Genomic DNA, 20,170 nt, shown 5'->3' on the forward strand with positions numbered 1-20,170 from the left:
GTCGGAGGCTCCCCGTCATGGCCCACTCGTCGATCCAGGTCTCGCCCGGCGTCGCGACGTTCTTCCACATCCTCACCGGAATGCCGTGGCCGGAGTCCGACGAAGGCCTGCTGCGTGACGTCCGGGACGACTACGCCGCGCTCGCCGAGGATCTGCCGAAGCTGCGGGGGTACGTCGTCGACCTGGTGGCGAGGTGCCGGAGCCAGTTCGAGGGCGAGGCCGCCGAGGGGTTCGCCCGCGAGATGGGGCGGTTCGTCGGCGACGACGGGACCGACTACCTCGCCACGGCGGGGCAGCTCGCCGGTGAGCTGGGGGAGTTCGCGGGCAAGGTCGCGAACACCGTCGAGTACACCAAGTGGATGATCATCGGTCAGATCGTCCAGCTGCTGGTCGAGATAGCGCTGGCGATCGCCTTCTTCCCGTTCACCTTCGGGGCTTCGATGGCCGCGGCCGAGGGCCTGAAGCAGGTCGTGAAGACGATCATCATCAACCTGCTGAAGAAGCTCGTCCAGGTGATCGTGACGCACACCCTCTTCGGCGTGGTGGGCGGCCTGGTCATGGACGCGATCCTCCAGGGGATCCAGTTCGGCCAGGGCAACCGGCACGAGTGGGACAAGGACCTCACCAAGCAGGCCGCGATCATGGGCGCGATCAGCGGAGCCGTCGCCGGTCCGCTGCACCTGCTGGGCATGGGGCTCGGCAAGCTGCTGGGCGCGGGCCTCGCCAAGATCTTCGTGACCAAGGAACTGGGCAACCTGGTGAAGGAGCTCGGGGCCGGCGCCGCCGGGGGTGCCGCGGGCGGCGCGGCCAAGGGCCTGGGCAAGGAGGCCGGGCGGCTGGTCGCCAACGAGGCGGCCTCCGAGTTCGCCAAGAACATCAGCAAGCTGCTCAAGGAGAACTCCCGGTATCTCGGGAAGGGCTTCGGCGCCGGCGGCAAGGTCGGCGCCGCGGCCGGGGCGCGGTTCGCGGAGAACCTCGGGAAGGTCTTCGAGAAGGGGCTCGGCAAGGAGCTCGGCACCAGGACGGCCCGGGAACTCGGGGAGAGGTTCGGCAAGACCTTCGCGGAGAACGGCGCCAAGTCGGCCGCAGGTCGGACGGCCCTCGGCACCGCCCTGCGCGAGATCGCCGAGGGCGGCAGCCACGCCCCGTCGGCGGGTCTGCGGGCGCTGGCCGAGAAGCTGCCCGAACTCGCCGGCCGGGTCGACCGGATGAACACCATGTTCGTCCTCGGGCACGTCCTCGGCGAGCAGATCAAGATGGGGACCAACCAGTACCTCACCGAGGGCTTCTTCAACCAGATCTACTACGGTGAGTGGTCGGCCAGCGGGATGAGCTTCCTCGGCGGCTTCATGATGGGCGGCGCCCGCCACATGATCATGGGGCTGGCCTCGCCGCTGACCACGAAGTACGTGGACTTCGTCCGGGGGCTCGACAGCTCCCAGATCAACCCCGCGAACGGCAAGTACTACGGCGCGATGCACCCGCTGACCCTGCTGTCGGCGATCAGCAACGTGGCGGGGCACCCCGCGCCCTTTCCGGTGCCCCGGCCCGGGGGCCACGACCAGGTCCCGGGCGGCTCCCTGCACCTCCACGGCGACGACGCCGCCGGCTCCACCACATCGCTCGGCGCGCCGCCCTCCGGCCACCGGACCGAGGGCGGCTCGGACGCGTCCGGGTCGGACCGCGGCGCCGGCTCCGGCAGCGGAGCGGCGAAGCCGCAGGCCCCCGAACCGGGCGTCGTGACGGAGTCCGGCGGCGACAAGTCCGCCGCCGGCCCCAAGGACACCACGGGCAGCGCGAGGATCCCCGAGCCGGCACCCCGGCGCAGCACCGAGTCCTCGGGCGGTGGTGACGGCGGTGGCGCCGCCGGAAGCGAGGCGCGGAAGAACGCGGGCGACGGCGCCAGGAGCACCGGCGGTTCCACCGCGACGTCCGCCGCGCCCGGGGCGTCCGCTGCCGGCGGCGGCCCCGGCGGCGGCCAGCGGCCGCACCCGGAATCCACCGTCAAGCCTGACCCGGACGCCGCACGCAACGCCGCACGCAACGCCGCGCAGAACGCCGGGCACGACTCCGCGCAGAACGCCGCGCCGAAGCCCGGCCCCGGCCCGAACCCCGACCCGGGGCCGGGTCCGAACCCGGGCCACCCGCCCAAGGACGGTGGCGGCGGCGGTGGCACACCGCCGCGGACCGAGGGCGGCCCGACCGGCCCCAAGGACCCGGGCTCGAACGGGCCGGACCCCAGGCCTGAGCCGAAGCCCGGCCCGAAGGCGCCGAACCCTGAGCCCCAGCCGAAGCCGGAGTCGAAGCCCGAGCCGACCCCGCCCAACAAGGACGCCCAGGCCGGCCAGGCCGCCCAGGGCAATCTCCGGAACGCCGTCGAGGAGGTCCTGTCGCCGGCCCAGGCGTTCCTGAGGCGGCAGGAGCAGCTGCGGGCGGCCGGTGCTCCGACGGCGGACACGCCCGGCCCGGTGAGGACCGGGGGTGAGGGGGACGGCCCGAAGGGGTCGCGGATCGTCACGTTCGACGAGGTCCGGGGTAGGGGTGAGGGGGACGGGGCCGGGGACGGGCCGTTCCCGGGTGACGGTGTGGTGCTGGGTGGTGGGTCGGGTCCGCGTTCGGAGGGGGCGGAGGCGTTCCTGGATCGTCAGGAGACGTTGCGGGAGGGTGGCCGTTCGGCGGGGGACGAGGAGAAGCCGTTCGTGCCCTTCGCGGGTGACGGTGCCGCCCTGGGTGGTGGGTCCGGTCCGCGTTCGGAGGGGGCGCAGGCGTTCCTGGACCGCCGGAGGAACGTACGGGAGAGCGGTGGCCCGACGGCGGACACGCCCGGCCCGGCGAGGTCCGGGGGTGAGGGGGACGGCCCGAAGGGGTCGCGGATCGTCACGTTCGACGAGGTCCGGGGTAGGGGTGAGGGGGACGGGGCCGGGGACGGGCCGTTCCCGGGTGACGGTGTGGTGCTGGGTGGTGGGTCGGGTCCGCGTTCGGAGGGGGCGGAGGCGTTCCTGGATCGTCAGGAGACGTTGCGGGAGGGTGGCCGTTCGGCGGGGGACGAGGAGAAGCCGTTCGTGCCCTTCGCGGGTGACGGTGCCGCCCTGGGTGGTGGGTCCGGTCCGCGTTCGGAGGGGGCGCAGGCGTTCCTGGACCGCCGGAGGAACGTACGGGAGAGCGGTGGCCCGACGGCGGACACGCCCGGCCCGGCGAAGACCGGAGGCGCGGAGAACGGCCCGAAGAGGCCGCGGATCGTGACCTTCGACGAGGTCAGGCGCAAGGCCGAGGAGGAGGCAGCCGAGGCCGGGTCCGACGGATCCCCGCGGAGCGGCGGCGACGGCTCCGGCAGCGGTGCCGGCGGGACGAAGTCCCGCGACCGGTCCACGGGCAGCGAGACGCGGGTGGAGCCGGCGCCGACGGGCGACAGGCCGGCCGCCGACAAGCCCGCGACCGACGCGCCGGCCGCCGACAAGCCGGCCCCGAAACCGGAGTCCTTCCCCGGCGAGGGGTACCGCCTGACGGACGGTGACGCCGAGATCCGGCGGAAGGCCGGTGAGGCCGCGCAGGACACCCGGGCGAACAAGCACCCGGCGGCGGAGCAGGGGCCCGTCCTTCCGTCCGGGGGCGAGCGCCTGGGCGGAACGGACGGCACGCGGCCCGGCGGCACGCCCGACGCGGCCGCCCGGGACCGGCGGCACACGGCCACCGAGCAGCGGCGGAACGACTACGAGGCGTCCCCCGAGGGCCGCGAGCACGCCGAGAAGCTGGCCCAGGACGCGCGGGAGGCCGCGGCCGCGAAGGCCGAGCAGCAGGCGGACGCCGAGGCACGGAGGGCCGCGCAGGCCGAGGCCCGATGGGAGGCCCTCCAGGAGCGGACCCGCGCCGCGGCCGAGGAAGCGGCCCGCACGGATCAGCGGGAGGCCGCCCGGCAGGCCGCGCAGGAACAGGCCTGGAAGCTGCTGCTGCAGGACCTCAGGGACAAGTCGGGTGGCGACTCGGGCCGGTCGGAGCATCTGACGCTGCGTGACGCGCAGGCGCGGATCGCCCGGCGTGCCGAGGAGTTCGCGGCCCAGGGTGACGGGGACGGCCGGGGTTCCGGCAGTCGTGGCTCCCGGACGCCCGCCGACGCGGCGGCGGCCCGGGCCTGGCACGAGCTGGCGGCTGAACTGGGCGTCCGCGTCGAGTCTTTGGAGGCCCGCGGCCTGATGCCGCGATTCCCCGCTCCGGTGGCCTCGCCAGGCCTGGACCGCGGGGTCCACGGCGATCCGCTCGGGACCGGCCGCGGGCCAGGGGCGGCCCACCAGCCGGGCCGGGACTCCCGCTCCACGCCCCTGCACCTCACGCCCCCGCACGCCGAAGCCTCCCGCCCTGAGCCTGAGACCCCGGACACCAGGTGGACGGCGCCACAGGCTCCGCCGAACCCACTGCTGCCGCTGCCTCCTCGGATGCGGCAGGACTCGGACGCCGAGTCCGAGGACGACACCTGGGACGACGACCCGGGCACGCCGGAGCAGCAGCCCGCGCACCCGGCCCCGGCCGTGCAGAGCGCCGCGCCGCCGGTACTGCCGTCGCCGGTACCCGCTCCGGCGCTCGACCAGCCGGCCACCGCCGTGCGGCCCCCGTCGCCGGCGCCGTCCGCTGCCGAGGCGTCGGCTCCCGAGCCGTCCGCTTCCGAGGCGTCGGCTCCCGAGCCGTCCGCTTCCGAGGCGTCGGCTCCCGAGCCGTCCGCTTCCGAACCGTCCGCTCCCGAGCTCACACCGCTTCAACTGTTGCCACTGCCACCGCTCCTGGACGAGCCACCGATCGAGGGGGCGTTCACGGCCGACCGGCTGTGGCGCGCGGGGGACCACCTGCCTGCGTTCATCCTGTACCAGGGCCACGAGGCGATGGTGTGGGACTACGACCTGGCCGAGGTGACCGACGACGCTCAACTGGACCGGATGGCGGCGGTCTACGAGCGGGCGGCCGAGCAGGTGGGTCGGCGGTTGCGGCGGATCGTCGAGCGCGCCCGGGAGGAGAAGGACACCGACGGAGCCGGGCGGGACGCCGCCGAAACGCTGCTGGCCACGTACGAGCTGCTCAGTGACGACGGTTGGACGCCCGCCTACATCAGCGAGTTCCTCCGGCTGCAGATGCTGTTCCGTGCCAGTGACGTCCCCGCCCGGTTCCCGCACGAGCTGTCGGCCCGGCCCGTCGGAGTGGTGAACGGCCTCGTCGATCCCGGCGCACCGCTGCCGCCCGCGCCCGCGTCCCCGGCGGATCCGGGGAGGTCGCTGAGGGGTTCGGACGGTGCCTCGATGCGGTTCTACACCTGGCTCGACCAGAAGGCGGGCGGGAACAGGCAGCACCTCTACGCCTGGGGCGAGGCGCAGTCGGCCACCTCGTCCTCACCGGAATCCTTGCAGGCGAAGGTCCTGTTCGCGCACTTCCGCAATCCGGGCAGGCAGCACCTGGACGATGCGTACTTCTGGCTGAACGGCTTGGACCGCCGGCTGCGGGAGACCCCGGGGTTCCGGACGGAGATCGGCGGGGAGGAGGTCCTCGGCCTCAGCTACGACCCCGTCCTTCTGCGGAGCCTGGCCGCCCAACACGTCTTCACCTACGAGATGCTGCGGACCGTCCGGATGCCCCGGGTCGACCGGCAGGCGGGGACGGTCCGGCTGATCCGGCTGGAGCAGCGCACGATCGAGGCCCTGGCGGAGCAGTACGAGCCCGGCCCGACGAGGAGGAACCACCGGCCGGTGGAGATCCGGCGCGGTCCCGCCGAGTCCTTCAGCCTGTTGACCCCGTACAAGGATCCTGAAGGCGGCACCTTCTGGCTCACCATGCAGACCCTCCCGATCCACCGCGTGTTCGGCACCCACCTCCAGATCAGGATGGACGGCCCGAAGGAGCACTCGCTCTACCTCGGTGAGGACGAGTTCCTCGCCATGGCCGCCGGCTTCCCCGTGGAGTGCTGGGGCGAGGACCAGCCACCGCTCACCGCGGAGGAACGGGAGCAGAACGACAACGCGCCCGCCGGGCAGCCGCCGATGCCCGTCACGGTCGGCGGGCCGACCGCCGACACCGGGGAAGCCGTGCCGGCCGGAGAGCCCTGGACGGAGGCGCAGACGGCGCGTTCCACCCTGGTGGCCGCGGAGGCCTCCCAGGCCTCCCCGGCGACGGTCGCGCCCCCGCCCGGGACCGGTCCGGCACTGCTGCCGCCGCAGGCCTGGGCCGCCGTGCGGCGCTTCGCCCGGCCGGCACGGATGTCCACCACCCGCTTCGACCCGCTGGTGGAGGGCCAGCCGGGGAGCGGTGCGATCGCCGGACCCTCACTGCCCGCGCAGTACGCCGCCAGGGCGCCGGGCGGCGAGCGGCCGCTCGGGGACCTCCGGGGCGCGATGACCCGGATCGACTACGACGTGCGGCATTTCGAGGCTCGGCCGGGCCGGTGGGTCCGGGAGTTCACCCTGCGGCTGGACCTCAAGGCGCAGGACGGCACGAGCACCTCCCCGGAGCAGGTCGACCGGCTCTGGGACGAGGCGCTGTCCGCCGTCGACCAGCACGTCAACGGCCGGTTCACGCTGTCCGACGGGGCCCAGTTCCACCTGAGGATCGAGCGGGCCGACGGCCTGACGGACGCCCACCGGACGGTCAGGGTGGCCCCCGGCGCCGGCCGGAGCGACCAACTGCTCTGGTACGCGCGGAGCACCCGCGGCGTCCTGGTGCACGAACTGATGCACTTCCTCGGCCTGCCGGACGAGTACGCGGACAGCTCCACGGCCCTCCGGCGGACCGAGCGGTTCCCCGGCGAGCCCGGTGTCATGGGAGCGGCCGCCCACGGCGACGGCTTCGAGGTGCTGCCCCGGCACGTCCGGCGCATCGAGGACGTCCTTCGCTCAGGCCCCTTCGTCCGGGAGCTGACGTTCGACCGGTACCGGGCGCTGTCGGCGAACGCCGGGCACCCGGCCGCCGCCGCGCCCACCGGCGCCGCCCCCGGGACCGTCCCGGAGCACCCGCACCACGCCCCACGGGCGCCGCGGCTGCCCCAGCCCGGGGCGTCCGCCGGGCCCGGCGCCCCGGGCTCGCCCACCCGGCCGGTGGCGGAGGTCGCGTCCCGCGAGCGAGGCGTCCACAGGGCCGGCCTGGCCGTCGCCGGGCAGCCCTACGAGGCACTCACCGTGCCCGGTGACGGCGACTGCCTCTTCACCTCCCTGCTGGTCGGCGCGTACCGGCAGTTCGGTGGGTGGGAGCACCAGCACCTGGACGTGGACGGGCTGCGCGAGGCCGTCCTGCACTGGTACCGGGGGCCGGAGGCCGCCGTCCACCGCGAGGCCGCGGACGCGACCGGGCAGTCGGCCCTGGACGCGCTGGTCATGGACCTCGCCCCGAGCCGGCTCTGGGACGTGGTGGGTGGGACGGGCCCGGCGCCCACCCACCCCGACCTGCTCGCCCCGGTCCGGAGGGACGCCGCCCTGCTGCTCGGCGACCCCGGGAGCGGCGCCTGGGAGCGCCTCCTCGCGACGAACCCCAGGCTCGCCCGTTCCGGTCTCCGGGACCTGGGCCCGGAGCGGCTGCGGGACATGCGGCCGAGCGAGGCCGTCGACCTGGCCATCCGCGACCGCGACCTGTGGAACACGCCCTTCTTCGACGAGGTGCCCCGGATCGCGGCCGCCGCGCTGGGCCTCAACCTCGGGGTGCTCGACAGCGGCGGACACCATGTCGACTACCTGCCGGACGCCGATCGCCGCACGGTGCTGCTCTACCGCCAGGCCGGCGACGAGGCGCACTACTCGGCGCTGCGGCCCGTCCCGCGGCCCGAGCCGCTGCCGAGCGCGGACGTGCCGTCGGTGCCGGAACCGCCCGTCCCGGCGTCGGTGCCGAAGGTCGGGCCGGAGGCGGGGCCGGTGCCGACGGCGGAGCCGTCGCCCGCTCAGGTGGCGGAGAAGCCTGCGCTGTCGGCCCCGCCGGAGCGGCTCACCCACGGCGGTGCCGGCCAGCTCGGCGGTGGCGACCGGGTCCTGCCGATCCCCGGCCCCGCCGACCGGGTCCTGGACCGGGTCGTGGCCTCCCTCACGGCGGCGCTGGCCGGGGATCTGCCGGCCGCGGAGCGGCAGGCCCGCGACCAGGTGGCCGAGGCTGAGCAGCGACTGTCCGCCGCACCACCGGCGGGCCCCCGGCGGGTCTCCGCGGAACAACGGGTCACCCGGGCGCGGGACCGGCTGATCAAGGCCGAGGCGCAGTCGGTCGCCGAGCGCCGACGGCTGGCCGGGGCGGTCCGGGACCAGCTCTCCGGTGCACTGGACCTCGACGCCCTGCAGCCGGTCCTGGCGTCGCTGACCCAGGGCGAACTGCTCGCGCTGCCGTTCGAGCTCGACGGCTGGAAGGGCGACATCCAGGTCACGGCCACGGTCGTCCGGGCCGTGACCACCAAGGAGGAGAAGAAGTTCGAGTTCGAGGACGGCAGCGACTCCTTCGTCACCACCGGATCCTTCGAGGAGGGCCGCCGACGGTTCGGCGGCGGGCTGCTGCTGGGGGGCAAGTTCACCCCGAACGCCCCGGAGACCAGCATGGCCGGGCAGCTCGGCGCGGTGGGAGACCGCAGCAAGGCCGCCACCGTCGACAGCAGGGGGAGGACCTTCTCCCGGAGCAAGACGCCGGAGCCCGCCCTGCGGATCGACGCCGACATCCGCCTGGGGATCGACTTCTCCGGCGTCCGCAAGGACGGGAAGAGCCTGCCGGTGGGGCCGGGAGGCGCGGCCGATCGGCACCGGCTCCGGATCGACCTGCCGGTTCCGGTCGTGGTGCCGGCCGCCGAGTCCGCGGATGCCGTGCCGCCCCCCGGGCAGCGGCACTACCTCCCGCCGCTGCGCGTCCAGCAGTCGCTGGCGCTCGGAGGGACGGACGTGGTCAAGAGCGTCCACATCATCGACGCGGACGGGCGGCGGACGGGCGGCGGCGTCCCCCGGCTGCTCGCGGCCGCCGCCCCCGCGGCCGCGTTGCCCGCCGGCACCACCCGGAATTCCCTGGACGCGTTCGGCGCCGAGACCTTCGGCGGGGACTGGGCGGCGGTCCGCGCCGAGATCCTCGGCCGGTTGGACCTGCTGACCCTGCGCACCGAGCTGAAGTCGATGATGAACGGCGAGCCGGTGGAGATCCTGCTGTCCGGTGAGCGGGGTCACGTGCTGGTCTTCGCCCGGGTCTCGGAGATGACGCAGCTGCGCACCACCGGGCCGACGGAGTTCAACACGGGCACCGACGTGACCCGTACCGTCGTCGCGTCCGTCACCGACAGCCTGAGCGTGGCAGGGGCGCCGTCCGTCAAGCACACCGACTTCGGTCAGCTGCCGTTCGGCGTCACCGGGAGCGGCTCCGGCCAGTTCGGCCACGACCGCAGCGCGATCGACCGGGTCACGCTGCGGGCGGGCAACGCCGTGAAGGTGAAGGCCGCCGGGGTGGTCTTCGACGGCCGGGCGGTGCTCACCTTCGAGTACCGGCCGGACGGCGGGTCCGCGGGCGACCACGGGACCCGTGCCACCGGTCTGCTCGGCTTCCAGGTGCTGGCCGAGGCGGCCGACTCGGTGGCCGCCGACGTGTCGACGCCCTTCCGTCCGGGGCCGGTGGTACCCGGTCCGTTGGTGTCGCCCGCGCTGCCGCCCGGATCGACCGCGTGGCGGCCCGGGCCGGAGATCTGGCAGGGCGGGCTGCCGGAGAGCGCCGTGGTGCTGGACGTGCTGGCCGGCACGGGCCCGTCCGCAGGGGTGGAGCAGGGCCGGGACCTGCACACCGCCCTCGACGAACTGGGGGTGGGGGCGTTCCGGCAGGACGGATGGGCTGGGTTCCGCGAGGCCGTCCGGCACACCTTCCGGCGGGAGCGGCTGGCGGCCTCGCTGCCCGCGATGACCCGCGACCTCCCGCTCCAGGGCCCGCTGCTCAGCCGCCCGCGGCACGCGGACACGACGGTGCAGGCCACCGCCCGGGTCCAGCGGCTGGAGTTCCTGCGGACGATCGACACCGCCGAGCTGAACATCCTCAACGAGACCGCGGTGGGCGACGCCGCACGGGACATCACCGGCCTGACGCTGGGCGGTCAGATCCAGGGCGGGCTCCACCACGACTTCCCCGCGGGCGAATGGGCGTCCGCCTCGGCCGGTCGGGGCGGGTCCCGCCGGTGGCGCACCGGTGACCGTACGGCGGCCGGCTCCAGCACGGTGTCCAGTGCCAAGTTCCCCGAGCCGATGGCGGTGTACCTCGCCACCGCCCGGCTGAACGTGCGGCTGGCCGATCAGGGCGGCCTGGACGCCGCGGCCGCCGGACCCCACCCCGAGGTGCGGTTCGTGGTGGCGGTCCCGCAGTCCCGGGCAGCGTCCTACCTGACGGAGGGACCGCAGGCGAAACAGGAGGTCTTCACCCGGCCGGATCCCGTCGTGGCCCCGGTGCCCGGGCACGCCGACGACACCCCCAAGCCTGTCGACGGCGCCCCCGAGCCCGCCGAGGACGCCACGAAGCCTGCCGAGGAGACCGCCGAGCCTCCCCTGCCACCGGAACGGGTGGCCCGGAACCGGCAGCTCGGGTCCTCCGACGCCGTCCTGACGCTGACCGACGGCCTCGCCGTGGTGAACAGGCTCCGCGAGTCCCTGGCCCCGGTCTTCGGCTCCCACTGGGAGCGGGTCGCCGCGGACCTGATGCCGTACTTCGACGCGGTCGCGCTCCGGCCGATGGCGTCCGCGCTCACCAGCGGCCGCAGCTGGGGGGCCGCGGTCTCCGCCGGCGGGGTGACGGGTGAGATCCGGATCACCGGTGCGGCGGTCACCGGCCTGACGTACCTGAAGTCCGTCAAGGACTTCGAGTTCGAGGTCGGCACCGAGACCACCACGTCCACCGGCCTGATGCACGACGAGCGGGCCAGGACGACATGGAGCATCGCCCTCGCCGGCAAGGTTCCCCATCTGCAGGGCGCGCTGAGCCACGCCTGGAACTCCGACGGGGTCATCGGCGGCACCCGGGACATCGGCAGCAACGCGGTGTCCAAGGGGAAGACGGTCGAGGCCGCGGCGGTCTTCCGGGGCGACCTGACGTTCACGGTCGACGTGGACCTCACCCGTACCTTCGGGCTTCCGGGGAACCGGGCGATCCGGCACACCCTGGACGCCACGACCGGGGGCGAGTTCGCGTTCCCGCTCCGCGAGTCGGCGGTGGCCCCCGGGGCCAAGGCCAAGCCGGCCCCGGCCGAGCCGCGTCACGCCCCGCAGCGGGTGATGCGCTCGCTGGTGCTCGGTGCCACCGACATCGTCCTCCGGGTCTCCCCGATCCGTCCGCCGGAGCACACCGCTGTGGTGCCGGTCCACGCTCCCGGGGCGGAGCGGCCCGGGGTCGACGCGGACCCGCAGCCGGAGCAGCCGGGGGACGTCCCGCTCCAACCGCTGCCCGCGGCCCCCGCCCCGCCTCGCCGGCCGGGCGCCGGCCACGTACTGGACCAGGTGGACGCCACCGGCCGGGAGGTCTTCGGCTCGGACCGGAACTGGCGCCGGGTCAAGGAGGAGCTGGCACCGAAGTTCACCGCCGAGGCCCTCCAGCAGCGCCTGCGGCCGCTGATGGCCGGCCAGGGCTGGACCATCGCCGTGCGCGGCGGCACCGTGACCGTCCGGGCGAGCGTGCAGGACATGGTGCACGTCGCCGACACCAAGGCGACCGAGTTCAACAGCGGGAGCGCCACCGGCCACTCCAGCGGCGGTACGGACGGCCTGACCGCCTACACGCGCGGTAGCAGCCAGGCCACCGCCCTCCGGATCGTCGGCACCTCCGACCCGGTCGGGGTGCTGCCCGCCGCCGTGGTGGCCGGTGGCACGCTCAGCCACGTCGGCGGACGGGACCACATCGCGGAGACCTCCAGCGCCGTGGGCACGGGGGTCGGCACCAAGACCAAGGTTCCCGGCAGCGTTTTCGAGGGGACCGCCCTGCTCCACCTGGAGTTCCGGCGGAACCTGCGCCTCTGGGACAGGGCCGTGGACAAGTCCGTCCCCGCTCCGGCCCGGGACGAACAGCGCCGGATCGACGCGATCCAACGGGCGTTCGCGGCCCGCCAGAAGGACCTGGCGAAGCGCGCGGACGAGCTCGGCCCCGAGGCGTACCGGGTCGCGAACGAGGAGTTGGACGCCGAGCACCGGGCGGCGCTGCGACCCCTGCTCGACGAGCAGCAGCAGCGGATCGACGAGTCCGTCCTCGCGAGGTGGACGGCGGACTTGAGGCGGCTGGACCAGCGGATCCGGGACCTCGGGGACCGGCCCGGGAGCGAGGAACTGCGCGAGCGGTACCTCGCCGAGCAGGCGCGTCACCAGGAGCAGATCGCCCGGCCCTCCGTCAGGCGCAAGCCCGGCCCCGGGCCGCGCAGCGACCGGACCCCCGACCAGATCGCCCCGATGACCAGGTCCTCCTTCGCCGTCCGTCGCAACGCCTTCGGCTACGCCAGGGTCGGCTTCCAGGCGCTGGTCGAGACGGCCGAGACCGGGCCGGCCGCGAACGGGGCCGACCTCCGCTTCGAGGCCCCTCCGGCGGTCACCGCCGGTGACGGCCCCCCGCCGGCGGGGCGGGGCTACGCCCCGCTGCCGGACCCCGGCCCGCGGACGCACTCCGTCCCGCCGGCCCGGGTCTGGACGGAGGGGTTCGCGCCCCAGGAGATCCGCGACCTGCCGGACGTCGGGTCGCTGCGCAGTCTGCTGGACACCGAGGGGCGCAGGCACTTCCAGGGTGCCTGGGACAGCAAGGTGGCGGGCGGCGGACGGCGCTCCGAGCGGGTGATGGCCGAGTTCGGCCGCGAGCGGCTGACGGCGGCCCTGCCGAGGCTGACGGCGGGCGGGGAACTCGTCGGAACGCCCTTCCAGGTGAAGGGCCGCAGCGCCTGGGTGTCGGTGACGGCCGAGGTGGTCGATCTCGCCCATCTCCGGGAGGAGGCCGGGGCGGAGGTCGCGCTGGTCGGCGAGGCCTCCGGTCGGCGCAGCCGACGCGTCCTCACCTCCCGCCACCTCCAGGTGATGGGGCAGGTCGGCGCCGAGTTCTCGAAACTGCGGAGCAAGTTCTCCACGTCGGTGCTCCTCGGCGGCGGCTACCGCCGGCGCCAGGGCGGGGAGCGGTCCGCGGGCGGCCGGACCATCGCCAACTCCAAGGTGCCGGTCCCGCTGGTGCACTTCGAGGGCCATGTGGCCTTCCGGTTCGCCTTCCACCGCGCGGGCGAGGCGGCGGTCTCCACCGGGGTGGTCCCGTTCGTGGTGTCGGTCCCGAAGGCGGAGGTGGCCAGGACGGTCGAAGCACCGGGGGACACCTACTTCACGGCCGTGGACCGGGAGTACGGGCGCCGGTGGCCCGGGCCGACGCCGGCCCGGGCACCTCGCCCCGTCCCGGAGCCCGCCGACGCACCGAAGACACCCGCGGAGTCGGCCGGTGATCCGCCGAACCCCGGCACGGAGCAGCCCGGGACCGACAACAGCGGTGGCCGGGACACCGCCCGGGACACCGACCCGAACGTCGGCCCGGGCGCTGCCCCCGATGTCGGCGGGGGGAGCGGCCCGGCCCCGGCCGGCCGTGTGCTGGCCCCGGACGGCCGGAGCATCCCCGACGCGGATATCCGGACCCGGACGATCACCGACGAACACGGCCGCTCGATCGGACGGGCCGTCTTCCACGACGGTGACTGGGCGCTGCGGGAGGGCGCCTACCGCAGGCTGCGCGCGCTCGGGACCTACGAGCTCCGGGCGGCGGCCGGTCAGCCGTCGGGCGGTGCGGTCCGGCCGGTCCCCTGGGATCCGGAGCACGCGTACTTCTACGCCGGGCACGCCGACCGGGCCGGCTTCGACCTCCGGCTGACCGACGGGTCGGGCGTGAGCGGGGTCGGCGCAGGGCAGGTCGCCGGCCTCCTGCGCCGCCGGCCGAGCGTCGCCGCCCTCCGGGCCGCCGCGGCGAGCGGCAGGCCCGCCTCGATCGTGCTGCTCGGCTGCGAGTCGGCCGAGCACGCCCAGGCGGTCGCGGAGGTGATCGGCCTGCCGGTGCACGCCCCGACCGGGCGCACCGGCGTCAGCGCGGCGGCGCCGGGCGCCGGGCCCGGGCAACCGCCGACGCTCTACGTGAAGCCGGCGCCGGGAGGCGCGGAAGGCGAGTTCCGAACCTTCGTTCCGGGCGGCCCCGGCGGCTGGGGCGCCATCTCCGCGCCGGCGACGGGCGGTCCGTCGGGATCACCCGTTCCGGCCCTGCGGTCCGGCGGCCCGGGTGCCGGGGCGCCGGACAACACCCCGGGGAACGGCGGCGACCCCTCGCAGCGGCAGGGGCACGAGAGTCTCGACGGGTACGGCGAGTTCGACGAGTACGGCTACTTCCACATCTACGAGATGACGGACGAGCACGGCTACCGTCACCCGTACGGAGGTTTCGACGAGCACGGGGCCTTCCACCGTTACGGGGAGTACGGCCCGGACGGCTGGTTCCGCTTCCACCAGCAGGCCGCGGAGCCCGCGCAGGGCCCGGTCGAGCTGTGGCCGCAGGCCCTCGCCGCCTTCCGGCGGCGGAACGTGGAGCTGGACCAGGAGTCCGCGGGGGAGCTGCGGATCGGATTCGTCCCCGAGGTGCGTGCGGCGGTGGTCGACGACCTCCAACCGGGCGACGCAACGGCGGCGGCGTTCGACACGATCGACACCGAGTTGGTGGCGGACGACGCAGGCACCCCGCTCCGGTGGCGGGTGGACGACAGCCTGCTGTTCCGCTGGGAGTCGGAGCGCGCCCTCGGCCACCTCGGCGACATCTTCGAGCAGGGCTTCGTCCCGCGCGCCCCCGGCCAGTTCCCGACCCTCCAGGAGTACAAGAACGCCAACACGCCCTCGGCCTTCGTGAGCACCACCCGCTCGGAGGCAGGCCGGTTCGACGAATGGGGCACGGCCTACCGCTTCCTGATCGACGCCCCGGGCGGCATCGACGTCCGCCGGACGTTCCCCGACTCCGGGCTGGCCGAGTTGGAGGACGAGGTCGCGTTCCCCGGCGGTGTCCGGAGCAAGTTCATCGTGGGCGCCGAGGTGGTGGACGGAACCGGGTGGGGCGAGGCGCCCGGCCGCTACGCGACGCCGGTGACCTTCGTCCCGAACCCGCACTACCGACCCGATCACCGCTTGGACCTGGCCGACGTGCTCGACGCCACGGACAACGGCACCGGCCGCCCCACCGGTCCGGCCTCACCGGGGCCGATCGGCCCGGCGGCCCCCGGGGCCGGGGACCCGGGTCGGACGGATCCGGTGCGGACGGACCCGGCGCAGGCGGGCACGGTGCGGGTGGGGACGGTGCCGTCCGGCCGGGGCCGGGTGCGTCATGTGGCCGAGGACGTGCGGTTCGTCGAGGTGTCACCGCAGTACGCGGAGAGGGTCCTCGGGGTTCCCGTCCGAAACCAGGAGAAGTTCCAGCGGGTGGCGGACCGGCGGGGGATCGTCATCGAGGTGCGGCCGACGAATCCGGATTCGGTGCCCCACCTGGACGCGGGGGCACTGCCGAAGCCGAAGGCGATCAAGGCGAAGACGGTCAACGAGGAGGACATCTGGCTGGGGGCGAAGGCCGAGGACAAGGGCCTGGTGGGCTTCTTCCGGCCGGTGCTCCCGGAGCGTCCGGCGGGGATGGGGGACGGGCTGTGGAACCGGGTCCTCGCGCGCTTCGACCAGCGGACCGTGGAGTTCGCCGAACTCGCCCCGGTGATGCGGTCGTTGGCCGGAGAGTTCCGGGTGGTGGACGGCGTGGTCCAGGGCCGGGACAGGCAGGGTGCCTGGAAGCCGATCACCGGTGATCACGACATCTTCGACCTGCAGGACGCGGAGGGCTTCCGGATCGGGGCCGACGAGTACGGCGAGGCCGTCGAGGACATGGTCGGGCAGGACATGGGGGTCCAGCACGGTGCCCACATGTTCTGGCAGCCGGAGTCGGCCTTCGACAGGTCGATCTTCGAGAAGATCGTGAAGAGCCATGAGGCGGGCGGCGAGGCACTGATCCGTTTCGTGCCGGGGCTGGAGCGGCCGGTCCTCGGGACGGCCGAGCCGGAGCAGCCGTCGACGACGAGGCCGGGACGGGCCCATCTCGGCGGTTTCGCCGGCGACCCGCGGCGGCACGCGCCCGGCGCCGTCGGGAGCGCGTGGGTCGGCGTCGTCGGCGAGCCCGGGTGGGACACCGCCCAGGGCGCGCCGGGGGAGCAGGCCGTGCCGGCCGGCCCGCCGGCGGGAGAGAAGCCGTTGCCGCCGCTGCCGGTGGGGGAGGAGCCCTGGAGCGAGGACGTGCCTGCGGAGAAGCCCCTGCCGCCGCTCCCCGAGGGTGAGGATCCGTGGTCCGAGGAGGCGTCCGTGGAGAAGCCCCTGCCGCCGGTCCCGGTGAACCAGGAGCCCGGGGCCGGGCACCCGCCGACCGGGCTGCCGGCCCGGCCCGCCGGCCCCGTCGACCGGCCCGCCGGCGGCTCCCGCCGGTCCGCCGCCTCCCGCCGGTCTCCCGGCGACGACGTCTTCAGCGTGCTGGTGCCCGCGGTCAAGCGGCGCGCCGGGGACCGCGCCGAGGACCAGGACCAGGACCAGGACCGGCCCGAGCCCAAGCGCCTGCAGACCATGGACCGCCACGTCACCCCGGCGGCCGACCGCGGCCTGGTCGCGCCGACCGGCGAGCAGGAGCAGGCCTGGCTCGACACCGCGCCGGACGGGCCTGTCCTGCGGGGCACCACCCCCCTGCTGACCGAGGGCCTGCTCGGCCACATCAACCCCGACCGATCGACCGTCAACTGCGTGGACGCCAACCTGGCGCTGTGGGACACCATGGACGGTGACCCGCACCCCGCCGGGACCCGCCCGGACGGCATGCCCGAGCGCGACGCCGTCCGCGAGGTGACCAGGCGGCTCGGACCGCCCTGGCACTACGGCTCCGGTGCCACGGCCCTGGAGAAGGTGGTCGCCCTGGTCCGGGGCGGCGGCCCGGGGGCGCGGGCCCTGGTCCTGTTCGCCGAGCAGGGTCAGGTCGGCCACGCCCGGACGCTGCTGCACACCGGCGGTGGCGTCCTGCGATGGATCGACCCGCAGCTGGGCGAATTCCCGGAGCACGCACCGGAGGTCTCCGGAACCGCGGGTGTCTGGGCGTACGCCGAGGACGCCGGGTACGACCAGATCCGTGGTGACGGGGAGTACGACGGAACGCTCTTCCACGATCCGGCCACCGGTGAACCCGGACGCGTCTTCGGTATGGCCGGGCCCGAGCGGCTGTTCCCCCGCCACCCCGTCGCCGACCAACCGGGGTGGAAGGAGCGCGCGGAGGCCTTCGAGCAGCGCGTGGCCGAGCTGGCCACCTCCGTCGCGGCGCGGGAGGGCTCCGCCGTCGGCCTCGCCCTCCGGCACCTGGCCGCGATCCTCGCCTACCACCACGGCCCGGACTGGAACGAGGACCTGCACCTCATGGAGGTCTTCACCAGGGACGACGTGACCAGCGCGGGTCAGATCGGCCACGCGGCCCTCACCGTCCGCGCCACCAGGAAGATGATGGCGTCCGGAAACCCCCGGGAGAGGTACACCGCGTTCTACAACGGGGCCTACTACCGGCCCGACGGGGACCGACCGTACATCGGCGGCCTGAAGGAGCTGCTCGTCACGGTGTTCCAGGAGCCGGAGATGCTCACGGCCCAGGCCCTGGGCCTGGACGTGGCGAGGCTGCGGTCCTACCGTGACCACCTGCTGAGCGCGGAGCGCCGCACGGTCCGCAGGGTGTTGGACGTCTTCTCCCCCCAGCACGCCGGGAACTACTCGGACGACCCGTTCGCCCTGGGCAACCTGACCCGGTGGAGCGCCGACCCGGTGGGCGACACCGCCGAACTGGGCCGCAGCCAGGTCATCCGGACCCGCCGCGCCGACGAGATGACCTCCCCCGCCAGGCTGACGCCGGGTCGGCTCAGGCGGGCCGGGATCGGCCTGAGCCGGCGCGAGCTGGCGCTGCTCCGGGAGCGGGAGGTGCTGCCGATCTCGTTGGTCGAGAGCCGGGAGGTCGACACCCTCCCGCTCACGGCGCAGGGGGAGCTGGACACCGCCCGGATCTTCCCGGAGTGGCAGACCGTCTCCGACGCGCAGGTCCGGACCGCCGCCCCCGACGCCGAGGGGAACGTCAGGACCACCGTGACGGCGCACGTCTCCGGCCGGATGGACCTCCGGGCCTCGGACCTGACCGAGATGACACTCCAGGAGATCGAGGAGGCCGTCGCCGCGAACACCCTGGAGCCGGACGACCCGATCCCCGAGCGGCAGGGGCCGGAGTTCCCGCTCGGATCGATCGAGGGGGCCGCCCGGTTCCGACTGGACCCGGACTCGCGCTGGCACCGCGAGCTCGACGCACGGGGCATGCCCGCCATCGGGGGCCTGTCCGGGACGGCCGCCCGGATGCTGAGCGCGTTCGACTGGCTGAACGTCGAGGGGGCCCGCCGGGAGGACTTCGTCATCGGCCTGATCGGCTGGATGCTCCTGCAGAGGGACCACTCGCTGTACGAGATCCTGCGGGGCGTCCAGATCGCCGGGTTCAACGGTGTGGAGGGCAGGACCTTCGATCTGACCGACGCGGTGTCGATGTACCGGAGCCTGGACGCGCTCGGCCCCGACCTGGCCGAGGAGCGGCTGCGCGAGCTCGACCCGATGGGCCTGCTGCCGCACGAGCGGCACTACCGCGACCGGCTCGCGGTGAAGGGCGTCAAGGGCGGCCTCTACGGACTCAGCACCACCAGCCTCAGGGACGCGGAGGACTTCTACCGCGCGCAGCTCGACCCCGCGCCCGGTGCCGCGCCCACCGACCGGCGGGTGCTGAGCTGGCTGGCCGACCACGGGATCCCCGTACCCCGGATGCGCGAATCGCTCGCCGGCTTCGGGCCGGCCCAGTTCGCGGCGGTCCGGGCCTACACCGGGAACGACCACATCCTGATCAACCTGGTAGTGGAGCGGACCCGCGGGTTCGGGAGCGGGCTGCCGGTCATCGACGTCGTGGCCGCGGCGACCCGGCTGGCCCTGAAGGACATGATCAGGAAGAAGCACTCCGCGCAGTCGTTCGTGGAGACCAACATCTTCTTCCTGGACAGGGAGGTCAAGGCGCTCATGGACGAGCGCGGCCTGACGGACCCGGCCGAGCAGCAGGCCGTCGACGCCAAGCTCGACCGCAGGATCACCCAGCTGCTGCCCTCGGTGGTCGCCGAGTCGAAGCTCCACGCCGCCATGCTGATGGAGGCTCTCGACGCCCTGCCGGTCGCCCGGGAGATGACGGTCTACCGCGGGGCCTGGGAATGGGGGAGCGACCGCAACCTGAGTGCGTTCGTGGCGAAGTTCTTCGCCAAGGAGCACCTCGAGTTCGACACCTACGCGAGCACCAGCAAGAAGTTCACCACGGCGCTGACCTTCGCCACCAAGGACCCGGTGGGCGCGTACCGCCACCGCGTGGTGTACATGCTCCGGCTGCGCGGTGGCAGTGGGCGCGACATCACCCCGTTCTCCCAGAAGCGCGGGGAGGCCGAGGTGCTGCTCCTGCCCGGGGCGCGCTTCCGGGTGACCGGGCGCACCCTGATGCCGCATCCGAGCGGTGACAGTGCCAAGGACTACGTCCTGATCGAGGCGGAGGAGGTGGTGCCGCCCGCCGCCGGTGTCGCCACGACCGCCACCCCGGTCGGGACGGCCCCGATCCCCGTGGAGACCCAGCCGGCGCCCGCCCACGAGGAGGAGTCCGACTCGGAGTCATTCGACGATCTGCTCTTCCTGTTCGACGACACCGAGGTGGTCGACCTCCAGGACGGCGCACCGCCCCTCAGTGGCGGCGGAGGGCCGCACGGCCCGACCGGGGAACCGGGGGCCGGGTCCGCTGCGGAGGTGCCCTTCCTGCTGCCCTTCCTGCCGCCGGGCGTTCCCTCGGCCGGCTCGCCGGACGATGCGGAACCGGACGATGCGGAACCGGACGACGGTTGGGAGTCCGGTGAGGAGGTGTCCTTCATCCTGCCGGTCGGTGTGCCGTACGGGCCGGGCGATGGCGACGACGACGATGGCGACGACGACGATGGCGACGACGACGATGACGAAGAGGATGACGACGACGCTGCGGAGGACGGTGACGACGAGGGCGACGACGGCTGGGAGTCCGGCGAGGAGGTGACCTTCGTCCTCGGCTAGGGGCCCCGGAGCGGGCCGGCGCC

Annotated in this window: 1 protein-coding gene; it reads left to right on the plus strand. The window is 74.5% G+C overall.

Annotated elements, in window-relative coordinates; translation table 11 throughout:
* Positions 1-17 precede the first annotated feature (17 nt).
* Positions 18-20,147, plus strand: a complete 20,130-nt coding sequence (locus J2S46_RS38855; RefSeq protein WP_307352640.1) for a scabin-related ADP-ribosyltransferase — start codon at positions 18-20, stop codon at positions 20,145-20,147.
* Positions 20,148-20,170: the final 23 nt, after the last annotated feature.

It is taken from the genome of Kitasatospora herbaricolor (genome assembly GCF_030813695.1).
Classification (GTDB): Bacteria; Actinomycetota; Actinomycetes; order Streptomycetales; family Streptomycetaceae; genus Kitasatospora; species Kitasatospora herbaricolor.